Raw genomic sequence first — 20,779 nt, forward strand, 5'->3', positions numbered from 1 at the left:
GGAGGACCCAAGTCATGGCCATCACTGATGACCTGCGTAAGACCTTCAGCGACCCGAAGCCCCTCTACTTCGCGGCCGGCACCGCCGATCTCGCCGTGGAGCAGGCCAAGAAGGTGCCCGGTCTGATCGAGCAGATCAGGGCCGAGGCGCCGGGGCGGATCGAGGCCGTGCGGAACTCGGACCCCAAGGCCGTCCAGGAGAAGGTCGCCGGTCAGGCCAAGGAGGCCCAGGCGACCGTGCAGGCCAAGGTCACCGAGGTGATCGGTTCGCTCGACACCGATCTGCGGAAGCTGGGCGAGACGGCCCAGGACCTGGCGCTGCGGGGCGTGGGCGTGGCCGCGGAGTACGCGGTCAAGGCGCGTGAGACGTACGAGAAGGTCGCCGAGCGCGGCGAGCAGAGCGTACGGGCCTGGCGCGGCGACGCGGCGGACGAGATCACCGAGATCGCCGTCGTCGTCGAGCCGGAGCCCGTGGCCAAGGCCGTGCCCGCCGCCGGGGCCGAGGCCAGGACGGAGACCAAGCCGGAGGCCAAGGCCGACGCCAAGGCCAAGCCCGTCGCCAAGAAGTCCGCGCCGCGCAAGCCCGCCGCGAAGAAGGCCACGCCCCCCTCCGCCGAGTAGGGCGGCCGGGGCGGCAGGCAGGCAGGAGAAGGGGCCCGGGGGTACGGGACACCGGCCGGGGGTGCGGGACCGGCCGGGGGCGCGCGAGCGGTCGGGCCGGGCACCTCAGGGGTGTCCGGCTCGTTGTCCGGGTACCTTCGACGTTACGGATCGGCGCGCGGACCGCAAGGCGTCCCACCCACTGTTAGGCGGTGCTCAGCATGTTGCTCTCGGCATTCGGTTCTGTTCTGTGGCTGCTCAATATGGCCATGCTCGTCCTCGCGGTCGTCGCGCTGTTCTTCTCCGCGACGACCCGTGAGGACGCCTACCGGGCGGCGGACAAGCAGACCAAGAAGTTCTGGCTGATCATTCTCGGTGTCACGGTCGCCGTGAACCTCTTCGTGCCGATGCTGTTCCTGCAGATCGCCGGGCTCGTCGCCACGATCGTCTTCATGGTCGACGTACGCCCTGCCACCCAGCAGATCTCCGGCGGTGGCGGCGGACGGCGCGGCGGTTCCAGCAGCGACGGCCCTTACGGTCCGTACAACGGCGGGCGCTGATCCGCGACGGCCGAGCGCGAAGGCCGGCGCCTCGGCCGAGCGCGGCGGCCGGGGAAGGGAGCGCGCGGTACGGCGCGGGGCTCAGGCGCCGCGGCCCAGCAGCAGTACCGCCACGTCGTCGGTCAGCTCGCCGCCGTTCAGCTCCCGCACCCGCGCGACGGCCGCGGCCAGCAGGTCGTCGTCGCGCAGCCCCGCGTCGAGCTGGGCGTTGATCATCTCGACCATGCCCTCCTCGCCGAGCCGCTGCTTGAGCCCCGGGCCCGCCCGGCCCTCTATCAGCCCGTCCGTGTACATCATCAGGTTCCAGGTCCCGCCCAGCTCCACCTGCCGCCGGGGCCAGCGGGCGCGGGGCAGCAGGCCCAGCGCCGGGCCTCCCTCCTCGTACGGAAGGAGCCGCGCCGCCCGGCCCTTGCGGGTGACCAGCGGCGACGGGTGGCCGGCCAGGCACATCCCGGCGCGCCGCCCGTCCGGCGAGATGTCGACCGTGCAGAGCGTCGCGAAGATCTCCTCGCTCTCCCGCTCATGCTCCAGGACCTGCTGGAGCGTCGAGAGCAGCCGGTCGCCGCAGAGCCCCGCCAGCGTCAGCGCCCGCCACGCGATGCGCAGCTCCACGCCGAGCGCCGCCTCGTCGGGGCCGTGTCCGCAGACGTCGCCGATCATCGCGTGGACCGTGCCGTCCGGCGTACGGACGGTGTCGTAGAAGTCCCCGCCCAGCAGCGCGCGGGAGCGGCCGGGGCGGTAGCGGGCCGAGAAGCGCAGCTCCGACCCCTGGAGCAGGGGGGTGGGCAGCAGACCGCGCTCCAGCCGGGCGTTCTCCTGGGCGCGCAGCCGGGACTCGGTGAGCTGGCGCTGGGCGATGTCCGCGCGCTTGCGCTCGACGGCGTACCGGATGGCGCGGCTCAGCAGCCGCCCGTCCAGCTCGTCGCGGAAGAGGTAGTCCTGCGCGCCGACCCGCACGGCGGCCGCCGCCCGCTCCCCGTCGCCCTCCGCCGCCAGCGCGAGCACCGCGTGGCGCGGGGCGAGCCGCAGGACGTGTTTCAGGGGGCCCAGTCCGTCGCCGTCGGCCGCGCCGGGGAGCGCGAGATCCACCAGGATGCAGTCGATGTCGTCCGTGAGCAGCCGCTCGGCCTCGGTGAGGTTGCGGGCGCTGCGGATCCGGACACGCGTACCCGCGCCCTCCGGCAGTTCCGGGGTGGCGAGGGTGCCCGCCGGGTCGTCCTCGATCACCAGCAGCGTGAGGGTGCGGCCGGCGACGGACTCGGTGGCGGGCCCCGCGGCGGCGCTCGGGCCGGCCGCGGCGGTGGCGGTGGTCGTGGTGCCCGTGCCGGCGGCTGAAGAACCTGTGCGCTGCCGCGGTACGGGTACAGGTGCGGGTACGGACATCGGTCTGGGTTTCCTTCCCTCCCCCTGAGGGCGCGGTGGAGCGACGATCGACGCTTCACCAGACGGGGACCATAGCGTTAGCCGCCGCCCCAGCGGAATGGCGTACGGACCGGGCCACACCGTCATATGCCGCTTCCCGTAACGCATCCGGCGCTATTCGGCTCCAGGGGCCCATGACAAACATCACGTACGTATGCGCGTGTCATTCCGGATAAACATGGAACACGTCACACAAGCCACATACGCCTCATGGGCGTCGGGTGTGGGCGTACCGATCGGGTGGCCGGGGCCGCGGTGGCCCTATTTGTCCGGGCGGACGACCCCGAGTATGCGCATCGACCCCGCGCCCGTGACCGTCACCTGCCGCCCGGGCCGGGGCGAGTGCACGATCTTGCCGTCGCCCGTGTACATCCCCACGTGGCTCGCGTCCTGGAAGTAGATGATCAGGTCGCCGGGCCGCATGTCCTTGACGTCGACGCGCGGCAGCAGCCGCCACTGCTCCTGCGAGGTGCGCGGGATGGGCCGTCCGCCCGCCGCCCACGCCTTCATGGTCAGCCCCGAGCAGTCGTACGAGCCCGGGCCCTCCGCGCCCCAGACGTACGGCTTGCCGATCTGCGCGGTCGCGAACTCGATCGCCTTCCTGCCCTGCGGGCTGGCGGTCCGGTTGATCTCCTGGAGCGCGCCGGAGCCGAGCCATGCCGACTGGGCCGTGGCCGCCGCGTCCTTCTCCAGCTGTGCCAGCCGGGCGCGGTCCTTCTCCGCCAGGCCCGACTCCAGCTTCTCGGCGGCGGCGATCTGCTTCGTGATCTCCTTCTTCGCCTTCTCCTTCTTGGCGCGGTTGGCCTCCAGCTCCTGCCACCGCGTCCCCGCGTCCGCGGTGTAGGTCTTCAAGTCCTCCTGTGTCCTGGACAGTTCGGCGATGAGGTCCCGCGTGGCCTTCTGGCCCTGCCGGGCCCGCCCCACGCCGTCCAGGAAGAGCTGTGGGTCGCCGGTGAGCATCAGCTCCGCCTCCGGCGGCAGCCCGCCGCCCCGGTACTGCGCCCGCGCGGCGGCGCCGGCCTGCTTCTTGAGGGCGTCGAGCCGTACCTGCCCCTTGACGATGTCCTCCGTCAGCCCGACCACTTCCGCCGACTGCTTCTTGGCGCGTTCGTCGGCGAGGTTGTACGCGTCGGTGGCGGAGGCGGCCTTCCGGTACAGCGCCTCGATCTCCTTGCGCACGTCGTCCAGGGAGGGCGCGGCACTGCCCGACGGGGCAATGTCCGACTGCGAGACGCCCGGCGGCAGTTCGACCGGCGGCGGCGCGACGGCGGACGGCGACGCGGACGGCGACGCGGTCGGCCCGGGGCCGGGAGCGCCGGGAACGGCCGGGGTGTCGGGAACGGTCGGGGCGTTGGGAACGGTCGGGGCGTTGGGGATGACTGGGGCGGCGGGCGACGCGGGGGCCGCGTACGCCTGGCTCAGCAGGCCGGCTCCCGGTGCGGACAGCACGGCGAACGCGCAGACCAGGGTGATCGCGGCAGAGATACGGCCATGTCGCCGTCGGTTCACAAGCTCCCCCTCCAGACCAACCGCACAGCACACATATCTGATTTACCGTCAGTAACGTCTCGTCACAGCGAGATCGTGCCATGTCCGCCGTCAAAACGACAGAGGTCCCACTCCCCGCAGGTGAGACGAACGGACACGCACAGACGTTCCCCCAGTCCCTGTCGTGTTCCGGACCCCCTCGCGGCTCACCGGCCGCGGCCGGCGCCGCCGCCGGAGCCGGAGCCCGGTGCGAGCGCCGCCCACTCCACCGTCAGCTCGCCCTGCCGCCAGCGGCGCGCGTCGTCCGTCAGCGGCCAGTCGGCCGACAGGTCCCGTACGGCCCTGATCCAGCGCTGCCGGGCGCCGAGCGAGGCGTACGGGGCCGCCGCGGCCCACGCCCGGTCGAAATCGCGCAGGAAGGCGTGGACCGGCTCGCCCGGCACATTGCGGTGGATCAGCGCCTTCGGCAGCCGCTCCGCGAGATCGGAGGGACGGCCGAGCGAACCGAGCCGGGTCGCGAACGTGACCGTCCGCGGCCCCTCCGGACCCAGCGCCACCCATACATGGCGCCGCCCGATCTCGTCGCACGTCCCCTCCACCAGCAGCCCGCCCGGCGCGAGGCGCGCGCACAGCCGGTCCCACACCGCGGCGACCTCGGTCTCGTCGTACTGGCGCAGGACGTTCGCCGCCCGGATCAGCACCGGCCGCCGGCCGCCGGGGAGCGGGACCTCGAAGCCGCCGTGCCGGAAGCGGAGCCCGTCCCTCTCGTACGGGAGCGCCGCGGCGACCCGCGCCGGCTCGATCTCGATGCCGACGACCTCGGCGCGCGGATCCGCCGTACGCAGCCGCCGCAGCAGCTCGACGGCGGTCCAGGGGGCGGCGCCGTATCCCAGGTCCACCACCACCGGATCGGCGGAACGGCGCAGCGCCGGGCCGTGGACGGCGGTGATCCAGCGGTCCATGCGGCGCAGCCGGTTCTGGTGGGTGGTGCCACGGGTCACGGCCCCCACCGGCCGCGCCGAGCCCGTCGACCTCGCCGGGCCTGTCGGCCGCGCGGGGCCCGGGCGGCTGCCCGCTGAAGGGGACGAAGGGGACAGGTGCTGCGCCATACGGGTGAGCGTATCCAGACCGGGCACCGGCGCGCGGGTTGATCCGTTGTCGGTAATGATTTGGCAAAACGGAAATGAAGGGGGTGCGTTCCACTGTTGACGGCCTTCGGAGGGTTCCCCACACCCTCTCTTCGTCATGTTCCACCGCATGTCTTCCGGCATGTTCGCCTGCGAGAGGACCCTGGACGTGAGCCAGTACGTGTCCCGAATCGCCAACACTTTCGCAGGCCAGGCCAGGCAGCCCCGGCTGCGGCGTCTCCCGGGACCACACCGCGGGCCGCGCCGGATAGCCATGCTCAGCGTCCACACCTCGCCGCTGCACCAGCCCGGGACGGGCGACGCGGGCGGAATGAACGTCTACATCGTCGAGCTGGCGAAGCGCCTCGCCGCGATCGACATCGAGGTGGAGATCTTCACCCGGGCCACGACCGGCGGCCTGGAGCCGTCGGTGGAGCTCGCGCCCGGGGTGCTCGTCCGCCACGTGGACGCCGGCCCGTACGAGGGACTGGCCAAGGAGGAGCTGCCCGCGCAGCTCTGTGCCTTCACGCACGGCGTGATGCAGGCCTGGGCGGGTCAGCGCCCCGGTTATTACGACCTGGTCCACTCCCACTACTGGCTCTCCGGACACGTCGGCTGGCTGGCCTCCGAGCGGTGGGGCGTCCCGCTGGTCCACGCCATGCACACGATGGCGAAGGTGAAGAACGCCGCCCTGGCGGAGGGCGACCGGCCCGAGCCCCCGGCCCGGGTCATCGGCGAGACCCAGATCGTGCGCGCCGCCGACCGGCTGATCGCCAACACCGCGGAGGAGGCCGACGACCTGGTCCGCTTCTACGAGGCGGAGCCGGACAAGGCCGCGATCGTCCACCCCGGGGTGAATCTGGAGTGTTTCTGTCCGGCGGACGGACGCGCCGCCGCCCGCCGGCGCCTGGGGCTGCCCCAGGACGCGTTCGTCCCCCTCTTCGCCGGCCGTATCCAGCCGCTGAAGGCCCCCGACGTGCTGCTGCGCGCCGTGGCCGTTCTCCTGGAGCGGGACCCCTCGCTCCGCCGCAAGCTGGTCGTGCCGATCGTCGGCGGCCCGAGCGGCAGTGGCCTGGCCAAGCCGGAAGGACTCCAGAAACTCGCGGCGCGGCTGGGCATCGCCGATGTCGTACGGTTCCGGCCGCCGGTCGGCCAGACGCTGCTGGCGGACTGGTTCCGGGCGGCCTCGGTGCTGGTCATGCCCTCGCACAGCGAATCCTTCGGTCTGGTCGCCATAGAGGCCCAGGCGGCGGGCACCCCCGTGGTGGCCGCGGCCGTGGGCGGCCTCCCGGTGGCGGTCCGGGACGGAGAGACCGGCTTTCTGGTCCCGGGCCACGAACCGGCGGCGTACGCGACGGCCCTGCGGCGTTTCCTCGACGCCCCGGAGCTGGTCGACCGGATGGGCGCGGCGGCCGCGCGCCACGCCCAGTCCTTCGGCTGGGACACCGCGGCGGCGGCGACGGCGGACGTGTACACGGCGGCGGTCCAGGACCACCGGCGCCACGGCCACCCCCAGCAGCGCGGCTGACCTGTCGTAGGCTCGGCTCATGGCTGAGGTCGATGTCGTACAGCGGGCCGGGCGGATCGTCGAACAGGCGCTGAACGGCGCCGAGCTGGAGTGGGAGAGCACCGGGCCCGGCTCGTACGTCGTCTCCCTCCCCGGCACCCGCAAGCTCTCCACGACCTGCGCGCTCCGCGTCGGCCGGCACGCGCTCTCCGTCACCGCGTTCGTGATCCGCCACCCGGACGAGAACGAGGAGGGCGTCCTGCGCTGGCTGCTGGAGCGCAACCTCAAGCTGTACGGGGTGAGTTACGCGGTCGACGCCCTCGGCGACATCTACCTCGCGGGCAAGTTCCCGCTGGCGGCGGTCACCGAGGACGAGATCGACCGGCTGCTCGGCTCGGTGCTGGAGGCGGCGGACGGCTCCTTCAACACCCTGCTGGAGCTGGGGTTCGCGAGCGCGATCCGCAAGGAGTACGCGTGGCGCACCTCGCGCGGCGAGTCCACGCGGAACCTGGACGCGTTCGCGCATCTGACCCGGCCCGCGTAGCCGTACGCGCGTCGCCCGAGGCCCGTCGGCACGCACGGCCGGCCGTACCGCCGCCGGCCGTACCGCCGCCGGCCGTACCGCCGCCGGCCGTACCGCCGCCGTACGTGCCGCCGCGTACGGCCGTACCGGAGGTGCGGGGTCTCCGGGCCCGGGTGACGATGCGGCCATGGGAGACATATCGGAGCGGAGGGGCCGGCTCGACCGCCGGCGCTTCCTCGGGGTGGCCGCCGCCGGAGCCGCCGGTCTCGCGGTGGGCGTGGTGGCGGCCTGCGACACCGTCACCACCGATACGGATACGGGCACGGCCGAGGAGCCGGCGCGAACCGGCACCGGCACTCCCCACCCCGCCGATGCCGCCGAACGCTCCCGCCCCGGCAGTCCCGACTGGCGCATCCGTTCCCAGGGCCCGCCCGACGCGGTCCTCGGCTACACCGACCGGGTGAGCGTCCTGCCGGAGGAGGAGTTCGGCCTGCATGTCTCGACGACCGCGCCCGGCTTCCGCGTCTCGGCGTACCGCGTCGGCTGGTACGGCGGCGCCCAGGCCCGGCTGGTCTGGCGCTCGGAGCGGATACCGGGCCGGGCCCAGCGCGGCCCGCGCGACGCGCGCCTGGTGCGCGCCACCCAGACCGTGCGCGCCGACTGGGACCGTACGCTCACCGTCCGCGCGGCCGGCTGGCCCGAAGGCGCGTACCTGCTCCGGCTGGACGCGGAGAACGGCCACCAGCGGTACGTCCCGCTGATCGTCCGCTCGTTGGCCGGCGCGGGCCGGACCGTACTGGCCCACGCCCCCGCGACCTGGCAGGCGTACAACCTGTGGGGCGGCCGGAGCCTCTACGAAGGCCCGAACGGCAGGTACGGGACCCGCTCGCTGGCGGTCAGCTTCGACCGGCCGTACGACAGGAACGGCGCCGAGAAGTTCCTCGTCTACGAGCGCGCGGCGGTCGTCCTCGCCGAACGCCTCGGCCTCCCGCTCGCGTACACGACGGGCCCGGACATCCACGCGGACCCGGCCGTCCTGCGGGGCGCGGCGGCGCTGGTCTCGCTCGGCCACGACGAGTACTGGACCCCGGAGCAGCGGCGGCACTTCACCGAGGCGCGTGACGCCGGGACCAATCTGGTCTTCCTCGGCGCGAACACCTGCTACCGCCGGATCCGGCTGGAGGGCCCGAAGGGCCCGGCGGGACCACAGAGACACAGGGAACCGGACGACGCGATGGGGGCGGACGGAAAGAACCCCGGCAACGCCCGCACGGTCGTCTGCTACAAGACCGACTACGCCAACGACCCGTACCTGGTCCAGCACCGCACCATGGTCACCACCGACTTCCGCCAACCCCCGGCCGCCGACCCCGAGTCCACCCTGACGGGCGTTCTCTACGAGGGCTTCCCCGTGGACGCCCCGTACGTCGTGCACAGCGCGGACCACTGGGTCTTCGAGGGGACGGGGGTACGGCCCGGGGACTCCTTCGCCCATCTGGTCGGGGTGGAGTACGACCGGGTCACCCCGGAGGCGCCCACCCCCTCGCCGCTGGAGATCGTCGCCCACTCCCCGCTGACCTGCAAGGGCCGCAGGAGCCACGCCGACTCCGCGTACTACACGGCGCCGAGCGGCGCGGGGGTCTTCGCGTCGGGAACGATGCGCTGGGTCGAGGCACTGATGGCGGGCACCCGCGACAACGGCCGCAACCACGGCCTGGACAGGCGCACCGGCGCCTTCGTCACCCGCACGACCGAGAACGTGCTCCGCGCCTTCGCCCAGGGTCCGGCGGCCCACCACAGACCGGCGCCGAGGGACAACGTACGGACGGTGTACGGACGAGCCGCGGGCGCGCCGGGTGACCGGGCCACCGCCGCGTCTGGCTGAACCGCCGCCCGCCGCCGGAGCCACAGGGGCTACGCGGTCTGCCGTACCGGCGCCTCGGGCCCCGGCCCCGCCTGCTCCGCCGCCACTGTCTCCGGCTCGGGCGCGGGCTTCGGCGCGGGCTCCGGCGACGGCTCCGGCGAGGGCTCCGGCGACGGCTCCTCCTCCGACAGCCCCCGTACCAGCAGCCAGTACCCCAGCCCCGCCGCCGTCCCCAGCACCGCGCACGCGCCCCACAGCCAGTCCGCGCCGAACCGGTCGATCACGAAGCCCGACACGAGCGGGGCGATCAGCGCCGCCGCCGACCAGGACATCGTGTACATCCCCTGGTAACGGCCCCGCCCGTGGAGCGGGGAGAGCCGCGCGACCAGTCCCGTCTGCGTCGGCGCGTTGACGATCTCGGCCAGGGTCCAGACGCAGACCGTCACCGCGTACACCGCGATCGACCCGGCGAACGCCGTCAGCCCGAAGCCGTATCCCGCCACGACCGACGAGACGATCAGGAGCCGGCGCGGGTCGCGGTGCTGGATGAAGCGGGTGACCGGGATCTGCAGAACCACGATCAGCGCGCCGTTCACCGCGATGGCCATGCCGTAGTCGGCGCTGTCGAACCCGTCCGCGCCCATCGCCACCGGCAGCCCCACGTACCCCTGCTGGAAGATCAGCGCCACCAGGAACGACAGCCCGACGACGCTCATGAAACGGCCGTCCCGCAGGACAGTCCCCATCCCCACCGCCGACGGGACGGGCGCCGTGGCCGCCTGCTCCGTACGCCCGGACCGGGGCTCCGGCCGGGACTCCGGCAGCTTCAGGAAGACCACGACCGCGCAGGCCAGCGTGAGCGCGGCCTCCCCCAGGAAGCCGGCGAGATAGCTGTACTGCGCGACGAACCCGGCGCCCGCCGCCGAGACCGCGAAGCCCAGGTTGATCGCCCAGTAGTTCAGGGAGAACGCCCTCAGCCGGTCCTCGGGCCGGACGATGTCCGCGATCATCGCCTGCACGGCGGGCCGTGACGCGCTCGACGCCATCCCGACCAGGAACGCCACCGCCGCGATCGCCACCGGGTCCCGCATGAAACCGAGCAGCGCGACCGACACCGCCGTCGACACCTGCGCGACCAGCATCGTGGGGCGCCGCCCGAGCCGGTCGGTCAGCACCCCGGCGCCGAGCGAGGCGACCACCCCGCCGAGCCCGTGGAGCGAGGCCACCAGGCCCGCGTACGAGGCGGAGTAGCCCCGGTCCAGCGTCAGATAGAGCGCCATGAAGGTGGCGACGAACGCCCCGAGACGGTTGACCAGGGTGCTCGTCCACAGCCACCAGAACTCCCGGGGCAGCCCCGAGACGCTCTCCCGCACCGCGCGCCGCAGCCCGGCGACGCGGGCGGCGACCGATGCGGTGACCGACGTGGAGACGGACATACGGATTCCCCCCGGGACAGCGATACGAAGCGATACGGGATACGAGGCGAGGTGCCGGTGCCGTGCGCCCCGGCACCGTGACGACCAGGGGAAACGTACGTAAGCGGCCCGCTGCCGCGCCACTCGATTGACGCCCTCCGTCAATCGTCGGCGGGCGTCGGAGCCGCGGTACGAGACATCCCCCGAAGCGCGCGGAACGGGTCCATTAGGCTTTGGCCCATGGCCGACGCACCGTACAAGCTGATCCTCCTCCGCCACGGCGAGAGCGAATGGAACGCGAAGAACCTGTTCACCGGCTGGGTGGACGTCAACCTCACCGACAAGGGCGAGAAGGAAGCCGTCCGCGGCGGCGAACTGCTCAAGGACGCCGGCCTGCTGCCCGACGTGCTGCACACCTCCCTCCAGAAGCGCGCCATCCGCACCGCGCAGCTCGCGCTGGAGTCCGCGGACCGCCACTGGATCCCCGTCCAGCGCTCCTGGCGCCTGAACGAGCGCCACTACGGGGCGCTCCAGGGCAAGGACAAGGCGCAGACGCTCGCCGAGTTCGGCGAGGAGCAGTTCATGCTCTGGCGCCGTTCGTACGACACCCCGCCGCCCGCGCTGGAGGACGGCACGGAGTTCTCGCAGAGCGACGACCCCCGCTACGCGACGATCCCCAGCGAGCTGCGCCCGCGCACGGAGTGCCTCAAGGACGTCGTGGAGCGGATGCTCCCGTACTGGTACGACGCGATCGTCCCGGACCTGCTCGCCGGCCGTACGGTCCTGATCGCCGCCCACGGCAACAGCCTGCGCGCGCTCGTCAAGCACCTCGACGGGATCTCGGACGCCGACATCGCGGGCCTGAACATCCCGACCGGCATCCCGCTCGTCTACGAGCTGGACGCCGACTTCCACCCGGTCACCCCGGGCGGCACCTACCTGGACGCGGACGCGGCGGCCGCCGCCATCGAGGCCGTCAAGAACCAGGGCAAGAAGAAGTAGCGGCGGCGGAGACAGCCGCGGCGAAACCGGAGGGCCCCGCCCGGGGGAACGTGCTCACACGTTCGACCGGACGGGGCCCTTCGCATACGTAACGGTGTGCGTCGGCACGGTGTGCGTCGGCCGTCACCGGCCGGCCGTCGTCAGCCGCAGTTTCCGCCGCACTGGCACGAGCCGCCCGACTGGCAGCCGCAGCCGCAGCCGGAGCCGCAGCCGCACGCGCCGAGAACGGGCAGACGTACGACGGGGACAGGAGCCGCCGGGGCCTCCTGCCGGGGAGCGGTCGTAGGGGAATCGGCCATGGGATCCTCCTCAAGGCGTGCAGGGGTGTCGCCTGCGCCCATTGCATGCCTGTCGGAGCGGGGACAACAACGGCGCATGCGCGGCGCACCCGCGCAAGCGCGGCGGTACGCGCCCCTTCCGCGCTCCCCCGCCTCACCTCTGCACGACTACGCGCCCTCGACCGGAGTGTCCGCCTGCTGGATCTCGTCCGCGTGCTCACCCGTCACCAGGTAGACGACCCGCTTGGCCACCGACACCGCGTGGTCCGCGAACCGCTCGTAGTAGCGGCCCAGCAGCGTCACGTCCACGGCCGTCTCGATGCCGTGCTTCCAGCGGTCGTCCATCAGGTGCTGGAAGAGCGTGCGGTGCAGCAGGTCCATCTCGTCGTCGTCCTGTTCGAGCTGGAGCGCCAGATCGACGTCCTTGCTCACTATCACCTCGGCGGCCTTCGCCATCAGGCGCTGCGCGAGCTGCCCCATCTCCAACAGGGTGGCGTGCAGGTCGTGCGGCACGGGCGACTCCGGGAACCGGAGCCTGGCCTGCTTGGCCACGTGCTGGGCGAGGTCGCCGGCGCGCTCCAGGTCGGCGCTCATCCGCAGCGACGTGACCACGATCCGCAGGTCCGTCGCGACCGGCTGCTGCCGTGCCAGCAGCGCGATGGCGCGGGCCTCCAGGTCGTGGTGGAGCGTGTCGACCTTGTCGTCCGCCGCGATCACACTCTCGGCGAGCTTCAGATCGGCGTCGAGCATGGCGGTGGTGGCACGCCCGATGGCGGAACCGACCAGCCGGGCCATCTCGACCAGGTCTTCGCCGATCGAGTCCAGTTCCTCGTGGTACGCGTCCCGCATGGGGTTTGTCCCTCTCTTCACGTTCCTGTGACGTTCTTGCCGGGCCCTACGCTCCCACGTTCTGTCCGTTACGCGTCCGGCGCCTCCCTCCCAAATGAACCAGCACTTTCCCCTCAGTGAACTCTGGGCGACGAGTGTTCGAGGAGACACCTCGATGGCTGGGAGCATGTCCGTGGCCGCGCATAACCTGGGACACATGGACGTGAACGCGGCAGTCGCCGCATTGGCAGCGATCGCCGGGGTGTGCACCGGCGTGATCGCCATGCTGGCGTTTCGCTGGAGCGAACGCGACCAGGCAAGACCGACCCGCAGCTCACTGCACACGGATGCCGTGCTGCCCCCGGGCGTCGACACCGTGCTCTCGGTGCTGCGCTCCTCGGCGGTCGTGCTCGACGAGAGCGACTCCGTCGTCAAGGCCAGCTCGGCGGCGTACGCGCTGGGCCTGGTCAGGGGCGGCAAGCTCGCCGTCGAGCCCATGCTGGTCATGGCCCGCGACACCCGCAGGGACGGCGAGATACGACAGGTGGAGCTGGACCTCCCCCGGAGGGGCACGGGCCGGGGCGAGGCCCTCGCCGTCTCCGCCCGGGTGGCCCCGCTCGGCTCCCGTCTCGTCCTCCTGCTGGTCGAGGACCTGACGGAAGCCCGCCGTATCGAAGCGGTACGGCGCGATTTCGTGGCGAATGTCAGCCACGAACTGAAGACCCCCACGGGCGCGCTCTCCCTGCTCTCCGAGGCCGTCATGGACGCCTCGGACGACCCCGAGGCGGTCACCCGGTTCGCCGGCCGGATGCAGATCGAGGCGACGCGCCTCACCAATCTGGTCCAGGAGCTGATCGACCTCTCCCGGGTGCAGAACGACGACCCGCTGGAGGACTCGGAGTCGGTACGGGTGGACGAGCTGGTCGCCGAGGCCATCGACCGGTCCCGGCAGCCCGCGTCCACCAAACAGATCACCATGGCCTCGGGCGGCACGGCCGACCTGCGGGTCTGGGGAAACCGCGGCCAGCTGGCCGCCGCGCTCGGCAACCTCGTCGAGAACGCGGTCAACTACTCACCGGCCCGCACCCGCGTCGGCATCGCCGCGCACCGGGTCTCCGCCACCGGCGGGGACCTGATCGAGATAGCCGTGACCGACCAGGGCATAGGTATCTCCGAGAAGGACCGGGAGCGGATCTTCGAGCGCTTCTACCGCGTCGACCCGGCCCGCTCCCGGGCCACCGGTGGTACGGGCCTCGGCCTGGCCATCGTCAAGCATGTGGCCGCCTCGCACGGCGGGGAGGTCACGGTGTGGAGTTCGGAAGGTCAGGGCTCCACCTTCACCCTGAGGCTGCCTGAGGCGGGCGCCGGACGGGACCGCACACCCACCGGGCAGGACGAAGACGACCGCGCCCCCTACGACACTGTTGCCGACACAGCCGCCGAGGCGGGCCCCGACACCGGCACCGGCATACCCGCCGTCGCCGTCAGGGACACCGGCAACGACACCGACAGCGGTACGGACGACACCGCGACAGACACCAGCCGCAGCCTTCGGCTGGATTCCCCGACCGTGATTCCTGCCCCGGAGGTCCTTCCGTGACCCGAGTGCTCGTCGTCGAGGATGAGGAATCCTTCAGCGACGCCCTGTCCTACATGCTCCGCAAGGAAGGCTTCGAGGTCGCCATCGCGACCACCGGGCCCGCGGGGCTCGACGAGTTCGAACGCAACGGCGCCGACCTCGTCCTCCTCGACCTGATGCTGCCCGGACTGCCGGGCACCGAGGTCTGCCGCCAGCTGCGCGGCAGGTCGAACGTCCCGGTGATCATGGTGACCGCCAAGGACAGCGAGATCGACAAGGTCGTCGGCCTGGAAATAGGAGCCGACGACTACGTGACCAAGCCCTTCTCCTCGCGGGAGCTGGTGGCCCGCATCCGCGCGGTCCTGCGCCGCCGCGGCGAGCCGGAGGAGGTCACCCCGGCGGCCCTGGAGGCCGGCCCGGTCCGGATGGACGTGGACCGTCACGTCGTCACCGTCTCCGGCGGCAAGGTCGACCTCCCGCTCAAGGAGTTCGACCTGCTGGAGATGCTGCTGCGCAACGCGGGCCGGGTGCTGACCCGTATGCAGCTCATCGACCGGGTCTGGGGCGCGGACTACGTGGGGGACACCAAGACCCTCGACGTCCACGTCAAGCGCCTGCGCGCCAAGATCGAGCCGGACCCGGGCGCCCCCCGGTACCTGGTGACGGTGCGGGGACTGGGCTACAAGTTCGAGCCGTAGAACCGGGCCCCGCGCGTCCCGCGGGATCGCTCGGCACAGCCGATACGGCCGATACGGCGTTGGCGCCGGCCCGGAACCCCGGGCCGGCGCCAACGCCGTATCAGCTGTGCCGTCACGCCTGCCCTAGTGGGCCGTGCCCGTGTCGGCTTCCGTGCCCGTGCCGGCTTCGGTGCCGGTGCCGGTGCCCGCGTCCGTGCCGGTCTCCGTCGAGGCGGAGGCGGAGCCGGACGGGGAGCCCGACGAGGACCCCGCCGCGTCCTCGCCCGGCGCACCGGCCGCCGGGGACGTCGAGCCCGACGGGGACGGCGACGTGCTGGGGCCGACGCCCGTGAAGAAGCTCTCCGACGGGAAGACGAAGGCGCGCAGCCCCACCTCGCCCGTCTTGCTGAACGAGAACACGACCTGCTGGGCGTCGCCGTTCTTCGCGGCCTCGCGGCCGTTCTCGACCACCGCCGAGGCGTTGCCCGCGCCGCCGAGCTGGACCGAGCCGAGCGCCGGGACGGTGATCGGCCCCGAGCCCTTGGCGGGCGTGAGCTTCACCGTGGCGCTGGTGCCCGGGAGCTTCACCGAGTCGAGGGTCTGCGCGCTCGTGTCGTTGTTGAAGACGGTGCCGGTGACGACCGCGGGACCCGCGGCGCTCGCGTCGGGCTGGGTGAGCACCGTGATGTTCTGGAGGCTGATCTTCTCGACGGTCGTGGCGGCGTTGTCCGGCTTGACGCCGAGCGTCTGCGCGTTGTTGCCGGCGCCGCACGCGGAGAGCGAGGCAAGCGGGAACACGAGGGCAGTAGCGGCGAGGACGCCGCGTCGAAGGCTGCGGCTCACGGCGGCGGCAACTCCTAGGACGTACGGACGGACGGAGGCTGGGGCGTGCGGTGCGCTGCCGCGTACCGCGGTGGTGCGTGGAGCGGGCCGAGAACCTCAGGACGGGCCAAAGGTGCGTCGGCGCCCTCAGGTTACCGAGCCGCCTCCGCCGCCCCGCACCCGACCCGCCTCCCGGCGTCACCGGTGCGTTTCCCGCTCGCTCCGGTCGTCCCGCCGCCACCGCCGATGATCGATTAGTCGTGCGGAACGGCATGTCGTTTCGCGCGCCGTTCACATAAATCCGGTGATCAATTCTCCGGACCGTCCCGCATTCCTTACGAATACCGTCGCGCGTGCGACGGTGATCGAATTCGGATTCCCTCACACTTCCGTCGTACTTCCGCCGCGCCCGCGCCGTACTTACGTTCGTACGGGTGACCGACGTCCGAACGCGGTACGGGAAGTTCAGTCGCCGGAAACCGGCAAAACGGGACGTTAGTCCTCTTCTGAGGGGGTCGCGTGGTGCGTAACGTGGGCGTTTCGGCGCCCCCGCGCAGCGGCTCCGACCTGCGAATACCCCCTTCCGGAAGCCGCCCGCAGCACGTTCCTGGCGCTGTTGTCAAGCCCCGAGATGCGCCCTGACCTGCGAAAACGCCATTCAGAAGATGCCATTCTCGTGTTACCCTGGATAGCCACGGAAGGGGTACCTGTCACATGACGTTCAAGGTTGGCGACACCGTGGTCTATCCCCATCACGGGGCCGCGCTGATCGAGGCCATCGAAACTCGCCAGATCAAAGGCGTGGACAAGACCTACTTGGTGCTCAAGGTCGCCCAGGGCGACTTGACGGTGCGTGTACCGGCGGACAATGCGGAGTTCGTCGGCGTGCGCGATGTGGTTGGTCAGGACGGGCTGGACCGGGTCTTCGAGGTGCTCAGGGCGCCGTACGCGGAAGAGCCGACGAACTGGTCCCGTCGCTACAAGGCAAATCTCGAGAAGCTCGCCTCCGGCGATGTCATCAAGGTCGCCGAAGTGGTCCGCGACCTGTGGCGCAGGGAGCGTGAGCGCGGACTCTCCGCAGGTGAGAAGCGCATGCTCGCCAAGGCGCGGCAGATCCTTGTCAGCGAGCTGGCTCTCGCGGAGAACACGAACGAAGACAAGGCCGAGGCTCTGCTCGACGAGGTCCTCGCGTCCTGAACCAGAAGTCCTGAACTGAACGCGACGCGCGACGCAGGCAGCACGCACCCGGTACGTACGCGGCAGTACGTACGCAGCACGGGCGATGTGAAGTGAAGCAGTGAATGCCGTGGTGCCCGTTGGCCGGCTTTGGAGAAAAGCTGAGTCGTCGGGCACTGCGGCATGTTCGTGTCTCCGCGTGCCCGTGGATGTCGCATCGCGCGTCCTGCGCGGCGCGTCGTGCGTTCGAGATGTCCGGCCGAAATATCCGACGCCGAAGCCCCTGGGCGGCCGGGGCGGCGATCGTCTCGACCATGGGTCACGGAAGGGTCCGGTCAAGGCGTCGCGCCCGGCTCGCTGAGCCCCTACCCATGTCGGCCGCGGAAACAAACCTGCCGGAACAAAGACCCGATCAAACACCGGATCAAACGCCGGAACAAAGAGCCGGAACAAAACCCGCCGGAGTGCATAGCGATGTCTGAGGAACCCCTCGCGATGTCCGAGGAACCCCGCCCCCACCGCACCGCCGCGGTGATCCCCGCCGCGGGCCGGGGCGTACGGCTCGGCCCCGGCGCCCCCAAGGCGCTGCGCGCGCTGGGCGGCACACCGATGCTGATCCACGCCGTCCGCGCGATGGCCGCCTCGCGCGCCGTCTCGCTCGTCGTCGTGGTGGCACCGCCGGACGGCGCGCCCGAGGTGAAGCACCTGCTCGACGCGCACGCCCTGCCCGAGCGCACCGACTACCTCGTCGTACCCGGCGGCGAGACCCGCCAGGAGTCCGTACGGCTCGGCATCGACGCCCTGCCCGACGCCATCACCAGCGTGCTCGTCCATGACGCGGCCCGTCCGCTGGTCCCGGTCGAGACCGTGGACACCGTGGTCGAGGCCGTACGGGACGGGGCGCCCGCGGTCGTCCCCGCACTGCCCCTCACCGACACCGTCAAGCAGGTCGAGCCGCGGGAGAAGGGCGAGCCGGAACCGGTCGTCGCCACGCCCGAGCGGGCCCTGCTGCGCGCCGTACAGACCCCGCAGGGCTTCGACCGCGCCACGCTGGAGCGCGCGCACCGGACGGTGGCGCAGGTGGGCGAGGGGGCGACGGACTGCGCCGGTATGGTCGAGCGGCTCGGCGCGCCCGTGGTGGTCGTGCCAGGACACGAGGAGGCGTTCAAGGTGACCAGGCCGCTGGATCTGGTGCTGGCCGAGGCGGTTCTCGCCCGGAGGAGGCTCACCGATGGCTTCTGAGCGCCCCGGGGAAGCCTCCGCCCCCCGGCCTCCCGCACCGCCCGCCGCGCCCGTGCCACCGCTGCCGCGGGTGGGGATCGGCACCGACATCCACGCCTTCGAGGAGGGCCGCGAGCTGTGGTGCGCGGGGCTGCTCTGGGAGGGCGAGGGCCCCGGCCTGGCCGGCCACTCCGACGCGGACGTGGTCGCACACGCCGCCTGCAACGCGCTCTTCTCCGCCGCGGGCCTGGGCGACCTCGGAGCGCACTTCGGCACGGGCCGCCCCGAGTGGTCCGGAGCCCCCGGCGTGACCCTCCTCAAGGAGGCGGCCAGGATCGTCCGTGCCGAGGGCTTCACGGTCGGCAACGTCGCCGTTCAGGTCGTCGGCACCCGGCCGAAGATCGGCAAGCGCAGGGACGAGGCGCAGCGGGTGCTCTCCGAGGCGGTCGGCGCGCCGGTCGCGGTCTCGGCGGCGACCTCCGACGGCCTCGGCTTCACCGGGCGCGGCGAGGGACTGGCCGCGATCGCCACGGCGCTGGTGGTCCGTACGGGCCCGGCGGACTGAGGGCCCGGACGAAGCGGCGGTCCGGCGCACCGAGGACCCGAACGGAGCGAAATACGGCGTGGGTGTCCGGGTCGGGCGATGATCGTCGGGTATGCGTCAACCGAACGGCAGCAGCAGGCAGCAGGAAGGCAGTCATGACCGCTGAACTCTCCGAAAATCTCAAGCAGCTTCTCGACACCCCGGTATTCGTCAACATCGCCACCATCCAGCCGGACGGCAGCCCGCAGGTTTCCCCTGTATGGGTGAAACGGGACGGCGACGACGTACTGATCTCCACGACGGTCGACCGCCAGAAGGAGAAGAACCTGCGCCGCGACCCGCGGGCGACCGTGGTCGTCCAGCCCGCCGACGCCCCGTACACCTACGCGGAGATCCGCGGCGCGGCGACCCTCACCACCGAGGGCGGCCAGGAGCTGATCAACGAGCTGTCCCTGAAGTACACGGGCAAGCCGTACGCCGACTTCAACCCGGACGCCGCGAGCGACGCCGAGCGCGTCGTCGTCCGTATCACGCCCCGCAAGGTCGTCGGCAGGGTCTGAGCCCGCCGCGGAGGCCCTCCGCCGGACGGCCCGCGGAGGTTCCTCCCGGACGTGCTCCGATGCCGTGCGCAGGGAGCCGACGGGTCATCAATGTCACGCTTCGGTGTCCCGTCGGCCCAAAGGGTCGCGGGGCACTGCCCCGGGCGCACTACCCTTGTGGCGTGACTATTCGGCTGTACGACACCGGTGCCCGGCAGATCCGTGACTTCACCCCGCTCGTCCCGGGCTGTGTCTCGATCTACCTGTGTGGCGCCACCGTGCAGGCCGCACCGCACATCGGGCACATCCGGTCGGGACTGAACTTCGACATCATGCGCCGCTGGTTCGAGCACCGCGGCTTCGACGTGACGTTCATCCGCAACGTCACGGACATCGACGACAAGATCATCGCCAAGTCGGCCGAACAGGGCCGCCCGTGGTGGTCCATCGGCTACGAGAACGAGCGCGCCTTCAACTCCGGTTACGACGCGCTCGGCTGCCTGCCGCCCACGTACGAGCCGCGCGCCACCGGCCACATCACCGAGATGATCGAGATGATGCGCGGTCTGATCGAGCGCGGTCACGCGTACGAGGCCGACGGCAACGTCTACTTCGACGTCCGGTCCTTCCCCGGCTATCTGGAGCTGTCCAACCAGGACCTGGACGATCTGCGCCAGCCCTCCGGCGAGGGCGAGACCGGCAAGCGCGACCAGCGCGACTTCGCGATGTGGAAGGCCGCCAAGCCCGGCGAGCCGTCCTGGGAGACGCCCTGGGGCCGCGGCCGGCCCGGCTGGCACCTGGAGTGCTCGGCGATGGCCCACAAGTACCTGGGCCAGGCCTTCGACATCCACGGCGGCGGCATCGACCTGATCTTCCCGCACCACGAGAACGAGATCGCGCAGGCCAAGGCGTACGGCGACGAGTTCGCGAAGTACTGGGTGCACAACGCGTGGGTCACCATGAGCGGCGAGAAGATGTCCAAGTCGCTCAAGAACTCGGTGCTGGTCTCCGAGATGGTCAAGCAGTGGCGCCCCATCGTGCTGCGCTACTACCTCGGCACCCCGCACTACCGCTCGATGATCGAGTACAGCGAGGAGGCCCTGCGCGAGGCCGAGTCCGCGTTCGCGCGGATCGAGGGCTTCGCGCAGAGGGTCACCGAAAAAGCGGGGAAGGTTGTCGCTCCGGCCCGCGAGGTGCCGCCCGCCTTCGCCGAGGCCATGGACGACGACCTGGGCGTCCCGCAGGCTCTCGCGATCGTCCACACCACCGTCCGCCAGGGCAACTCCGCGCTCGCCGCCGACGACAAGGAAGCCGCCGTCGCCCGGCTCGCGGAGGTACGGGCCATGCTCGGCGTCCTCGGCCTGGACCCGCTCGACCCGCACTGGGCCGGCGAGGCCGACCGCGGCGACACGGGATCTCTCAAAAGTCTGCACGGCGTCGTGGACACGCTCGTACGCCTCGTGCTGGAGCAGCGCGAGGCGGCGCGGGGCCGCAAGGACTGGGGCACGGCGGACGGGATCCGGGACCAGCTCCAGCAGACCGGGCTGGTCATCGAGGACGGGCCCTCGGGTCCGCGGTGGACTCTGGGACCGCGCTGACCTGCTGAAG

General features: G+C 71.8%; 19 protein-coding genes. 13 read left to right on the forward strand and 6 right to left on the reverse strand.

What is annotated here, in order from left to right; genetic code table 11:
• Nucleotides 1-14 precede the first annotated feature (14 nt).
• Nucleotides 15-620, forward strand: a complete 606-nt coding sequence (locus AB0P17_RS22905) for a hypothetical protein (RefSeq protein WP_365813715.1) — start codon at nt 15-17, stop codon at nt 618-620.
• 200 nt (nt 621-820) lie between these two features.
• The gene (locus AB0P17_RS22910; protein ID WP_365813787.1) at nt 821-1,159 is read left to right on the forward strand and encodes a DUF2516 family protein; all 339 of its coding nucleotides are present in this window, start codon (nt 821-823) and stop codon (nt 1,157-1,159) included.
• An 81-nt stretch (nt 1,160-1,240) separates the two neighbouring features.
• Here AB0P17_RS22910 and AB0P17_RS22915 read toward each other — a convergent pair whose 3' ends face one another.
• The 3 genes from AB0P17_RS22915 to AB0P17_RS22925 form a co-directional block, all read right to left on the reverse strand.
• Nucleotides 1,241-2,542 carry a fused response regulator/phosphatase gene (locus tag AB0P17_RS22915; protein ID WP_365813717.1) on the reverse strand — a complete coding sequence of 434 codons (1,302 nt, stop codon included), beginning with the start codon at nt 2,540-2,542 and terminating at the stop codon, nt 1,241-1,243.
• A 300-nt stretch (nt 2,543-2,842) separates the two neighbouring features.
• Nucleotides 2,843-4,090, reverse strand: a complete 1,248-nt coding sequence (locus tag AB0P17_RS22920) for an NlpC/P60 family protein (RefSeq protein WP_365813719.1) — start codon at nt 4,088-4,090, stop codon at nt 2,843-2,845.
• A gap of 185 nt (nt 4,091-4,275) precedes the next feature.
• Nucleotides 4,276-5,031 carry a class I SAM-dependent methyltransferase gene (locus AB0P17_RS22925; RefSeq protein WP_365813788.1) on the reverse strand — a complete coding sequence of 252 codons (756 nt, stop codon included), beginning with the start codon at nt 5,029-5,031 and terminating at the stop codon, nt 4,276-4,278.
• A 334-nt stretch (nt 5,032-5,365) separates the two neighbouring features.
• On the opposite strand from AB0P17_RS22925, the gene mshA reads away from it, so the two are divergent.
• From mshA to AB0P17_RS22940, 3 genes are all read left to right on the forward strand, one after another.
• Nucleotides 5,366-6,724, forward strand: coding sequence for a D-inositol-3-phosphate glycosyltransferase (mshA, locus tag AB0P17_RS22930; RefSeq protein ID WP_365813789.1), 1,359 nt, complete (start codon nt 5,366-5,368; stop codon nt 6,722-6,724).
• Between the two features lie 19 nt (nt 6,725-6,743).
• Nucleotides 6,744-7,247, forward strand: coding sequence for a YbjN domain-containing protein (locus tag AB0P17_RS22935; RefSeq protein WP_365813721.1), 504 nt, complete (start codon nt 6,744-6,746; stop codon nt 7,245-7,247).
• Between the two features lie 166 nt (nt 7,248-7,413).
• Complete coding sequence (locus AB0P17_RS22940) at nt 7,414-9,111, forward strand: N,N-dimethylformamidase beta subunit family domain-containing protein (protein WP_365813723.1); 1,698 nt, start codon at nt 7,414-7,416, stop codon at nt 9,109-9,111.
• A 29-nt stretch (nt 9,112-9,140) separates the two neighbouring features.
• Here AB0P17_RS22940 and AB0P17_RS22945 read toward each other — a convergent pair whose 3' ends face one another.
• On the reverse strand, nt 9,141-10,526 hold the full coding sequence (locus tag AB0P17_RS22945) for an MFS transporter (protein WP_365813724.1): 1,386 nt from the start codon (nt 10,524-10,526) through the stop codon (nt 9,141-9,143).
• Nucleotides 10,527-10,745: 219 nt separating this feature from the next.
• Between AB0P17_RS22945 and AB0P17_RS22950 the strand changes: the two genes are divergently transcribed.
• Nucleotides 10,746-11,507, forward strand: coding sequence for a phosphoglyceromutase (locus AB0P17_RS22950; RefSeq protein WP_365813726.1), 762 nt, complete (start codon nt 10,746-10,748; stop codon nt 11,505-11,507).
• A gap of 446 nt (nt 11,508-11,953) precedes the next feature.
• Here AB0P17_RS22950 and phoU read toward each other — a convergent pair whose 3' ends face one another.
• A complete protein-coding gene (gene phoU, locus AB0P17_RS22955) occupies nt 11,954-12,634 on the reverse strand; it encodes a phosphate signaling complex protein PhoU (RefSeq protein WP_365813728.1) in 681 nt (226 codons plus the stop codon).
• A 196-nt stretch (nt 12,635-12,830) separates the two neighbouring features.
• Between phoU and AB0P17_RS22960 the strand changes: the two genes are divergently transcribed.
• Both AB0P17_RS22960 and AB0P17_RS22965 read left to right on the forward strand, forming a co-directional pair.
• Nucleotides 12,831-14,213 (forward strand): ATP-binding protein, encoded by a 1,383-nt coding sequence (locus AB0P17_RS22960; protein WP_365813790.1) that lies wholly within the window; start codon nt 12,831-12,833, stop codon nt 14,211-14,213.
• Nucleotides 14,210-14,890, forward strand: a complete 681-nt coding sequence (locus tag AB0P17_RS22965; RefSeq protein WP_046498012.1) for a response regulator transcription factor — start codon at nt 14,210-14,212, stop codon at nt 14,888-14,890. Before AB0P17_RS22960 ends, AB0P17_RS22965 begins: the two co-directional genes overlap by 4 nt.
• A 123-nt stretch (nt 14,891-15,013) precedes the next feature.
• Here the strand turns inward: AB0P17_RS22965 and AB0P17_RS22970 are convergent, their stop codons facing one another.
• Nucleotides 15,014-15,712: a DUF461 domain-containing protein gene (locus AB0P17_RS22970; protein WP_365813730.1), complete on the reverse strand. Its 699-nt coding sequence runs from the start codon at nt 15,710-15,712 to the stop codon at nt 15,014-15,016.
• Between the two features lie 693 nt (nt 15,713-16,405).
• Here AB0P17_RS22970 and AB0P17_RS22975 point away from each other — a divergent pair.
• From AB0P17_RS22975 to cysS, 5 genes are all read left to right on the forward strand, one after another.
• A complete protein-coding gene (locus tag AB0P17_RS22975; protein ID WP_003953493.1) occupies nt 16,406-16,888 on the forward strand; it encodes a CarD family transcriptional regulator in 483 nt (160 codons plus the stop codon).
• A 474-nt stretch (nt 16,889-17,362) separates the two neighbouring features.
• Nucleotides 17,363-18,109 carry a 2-C-methyl-D-erythritol 4-phosphate cytidylyltransferase gene (ispD, locus tag AB0P17_RS22980; RefSeq protein WP_365813791.1) on the forward strand — a complete coding sequence of 249 codons (747 nt, stop codon included), beginning with the start codon at nt 17,363-17,365 and terminating at the stop codon, nt 18,107-18,109.
• Nucleotides 18,099-18,653, forward strand: coding sequence for a 2-C-methyl-D-erythritol 2,4-cyclodiphosphate synthase (ispF, locus tag AB0P17_RS22985; protein WP_365813732.1), 555 nt, complete (start codon nt 18,099-18,101; stop codon nt 18,651-18,653). Before ispD ends, ispF begins: the two co-directional genes overlap by 11 nt.
• Before the next feature lie 134 nt (nt 18,654-18,787).
• The gene (locus tag AB0P17_RS22990) at nt 18,788-19,192 is read left to right on the forward strand and encodes a PPOX class F420-dependent oxidoreductase (RefSeq protein WP_365813734.1); all 405 of its coding nucleotides are present in this window, start codon (nt 18,788-18,790) and stop codon (nt 19,190-19,192) included.
• A 161-nt stretch (nt 19,193-19,353) separates the two neighbouring features.
• Nucleotides 19,354-20,769: a cysteine--tRNA ligase gene (gene cysS, locus AB0P17_RS22995; RefSeq protein ID WP_365813736.1), complete on the forward strand. Its 1,416-nt coding sequence runs from the start codon at nt 19,354-19,356 to the stop codon at nt 20,767-20,769.
• Nucleotides 20,770-20,779: the final 10 nt, after the last annotated feature.

The sequence above is a fragment of the Streptomyces sp. NPDC088124 genome (assembly GCF_040685895.1).
Lineage (GTDB): Bacteria > Actinomycetota > Actinomycetes > Streptomycetales > Streptomycetaceae > Streptomyces.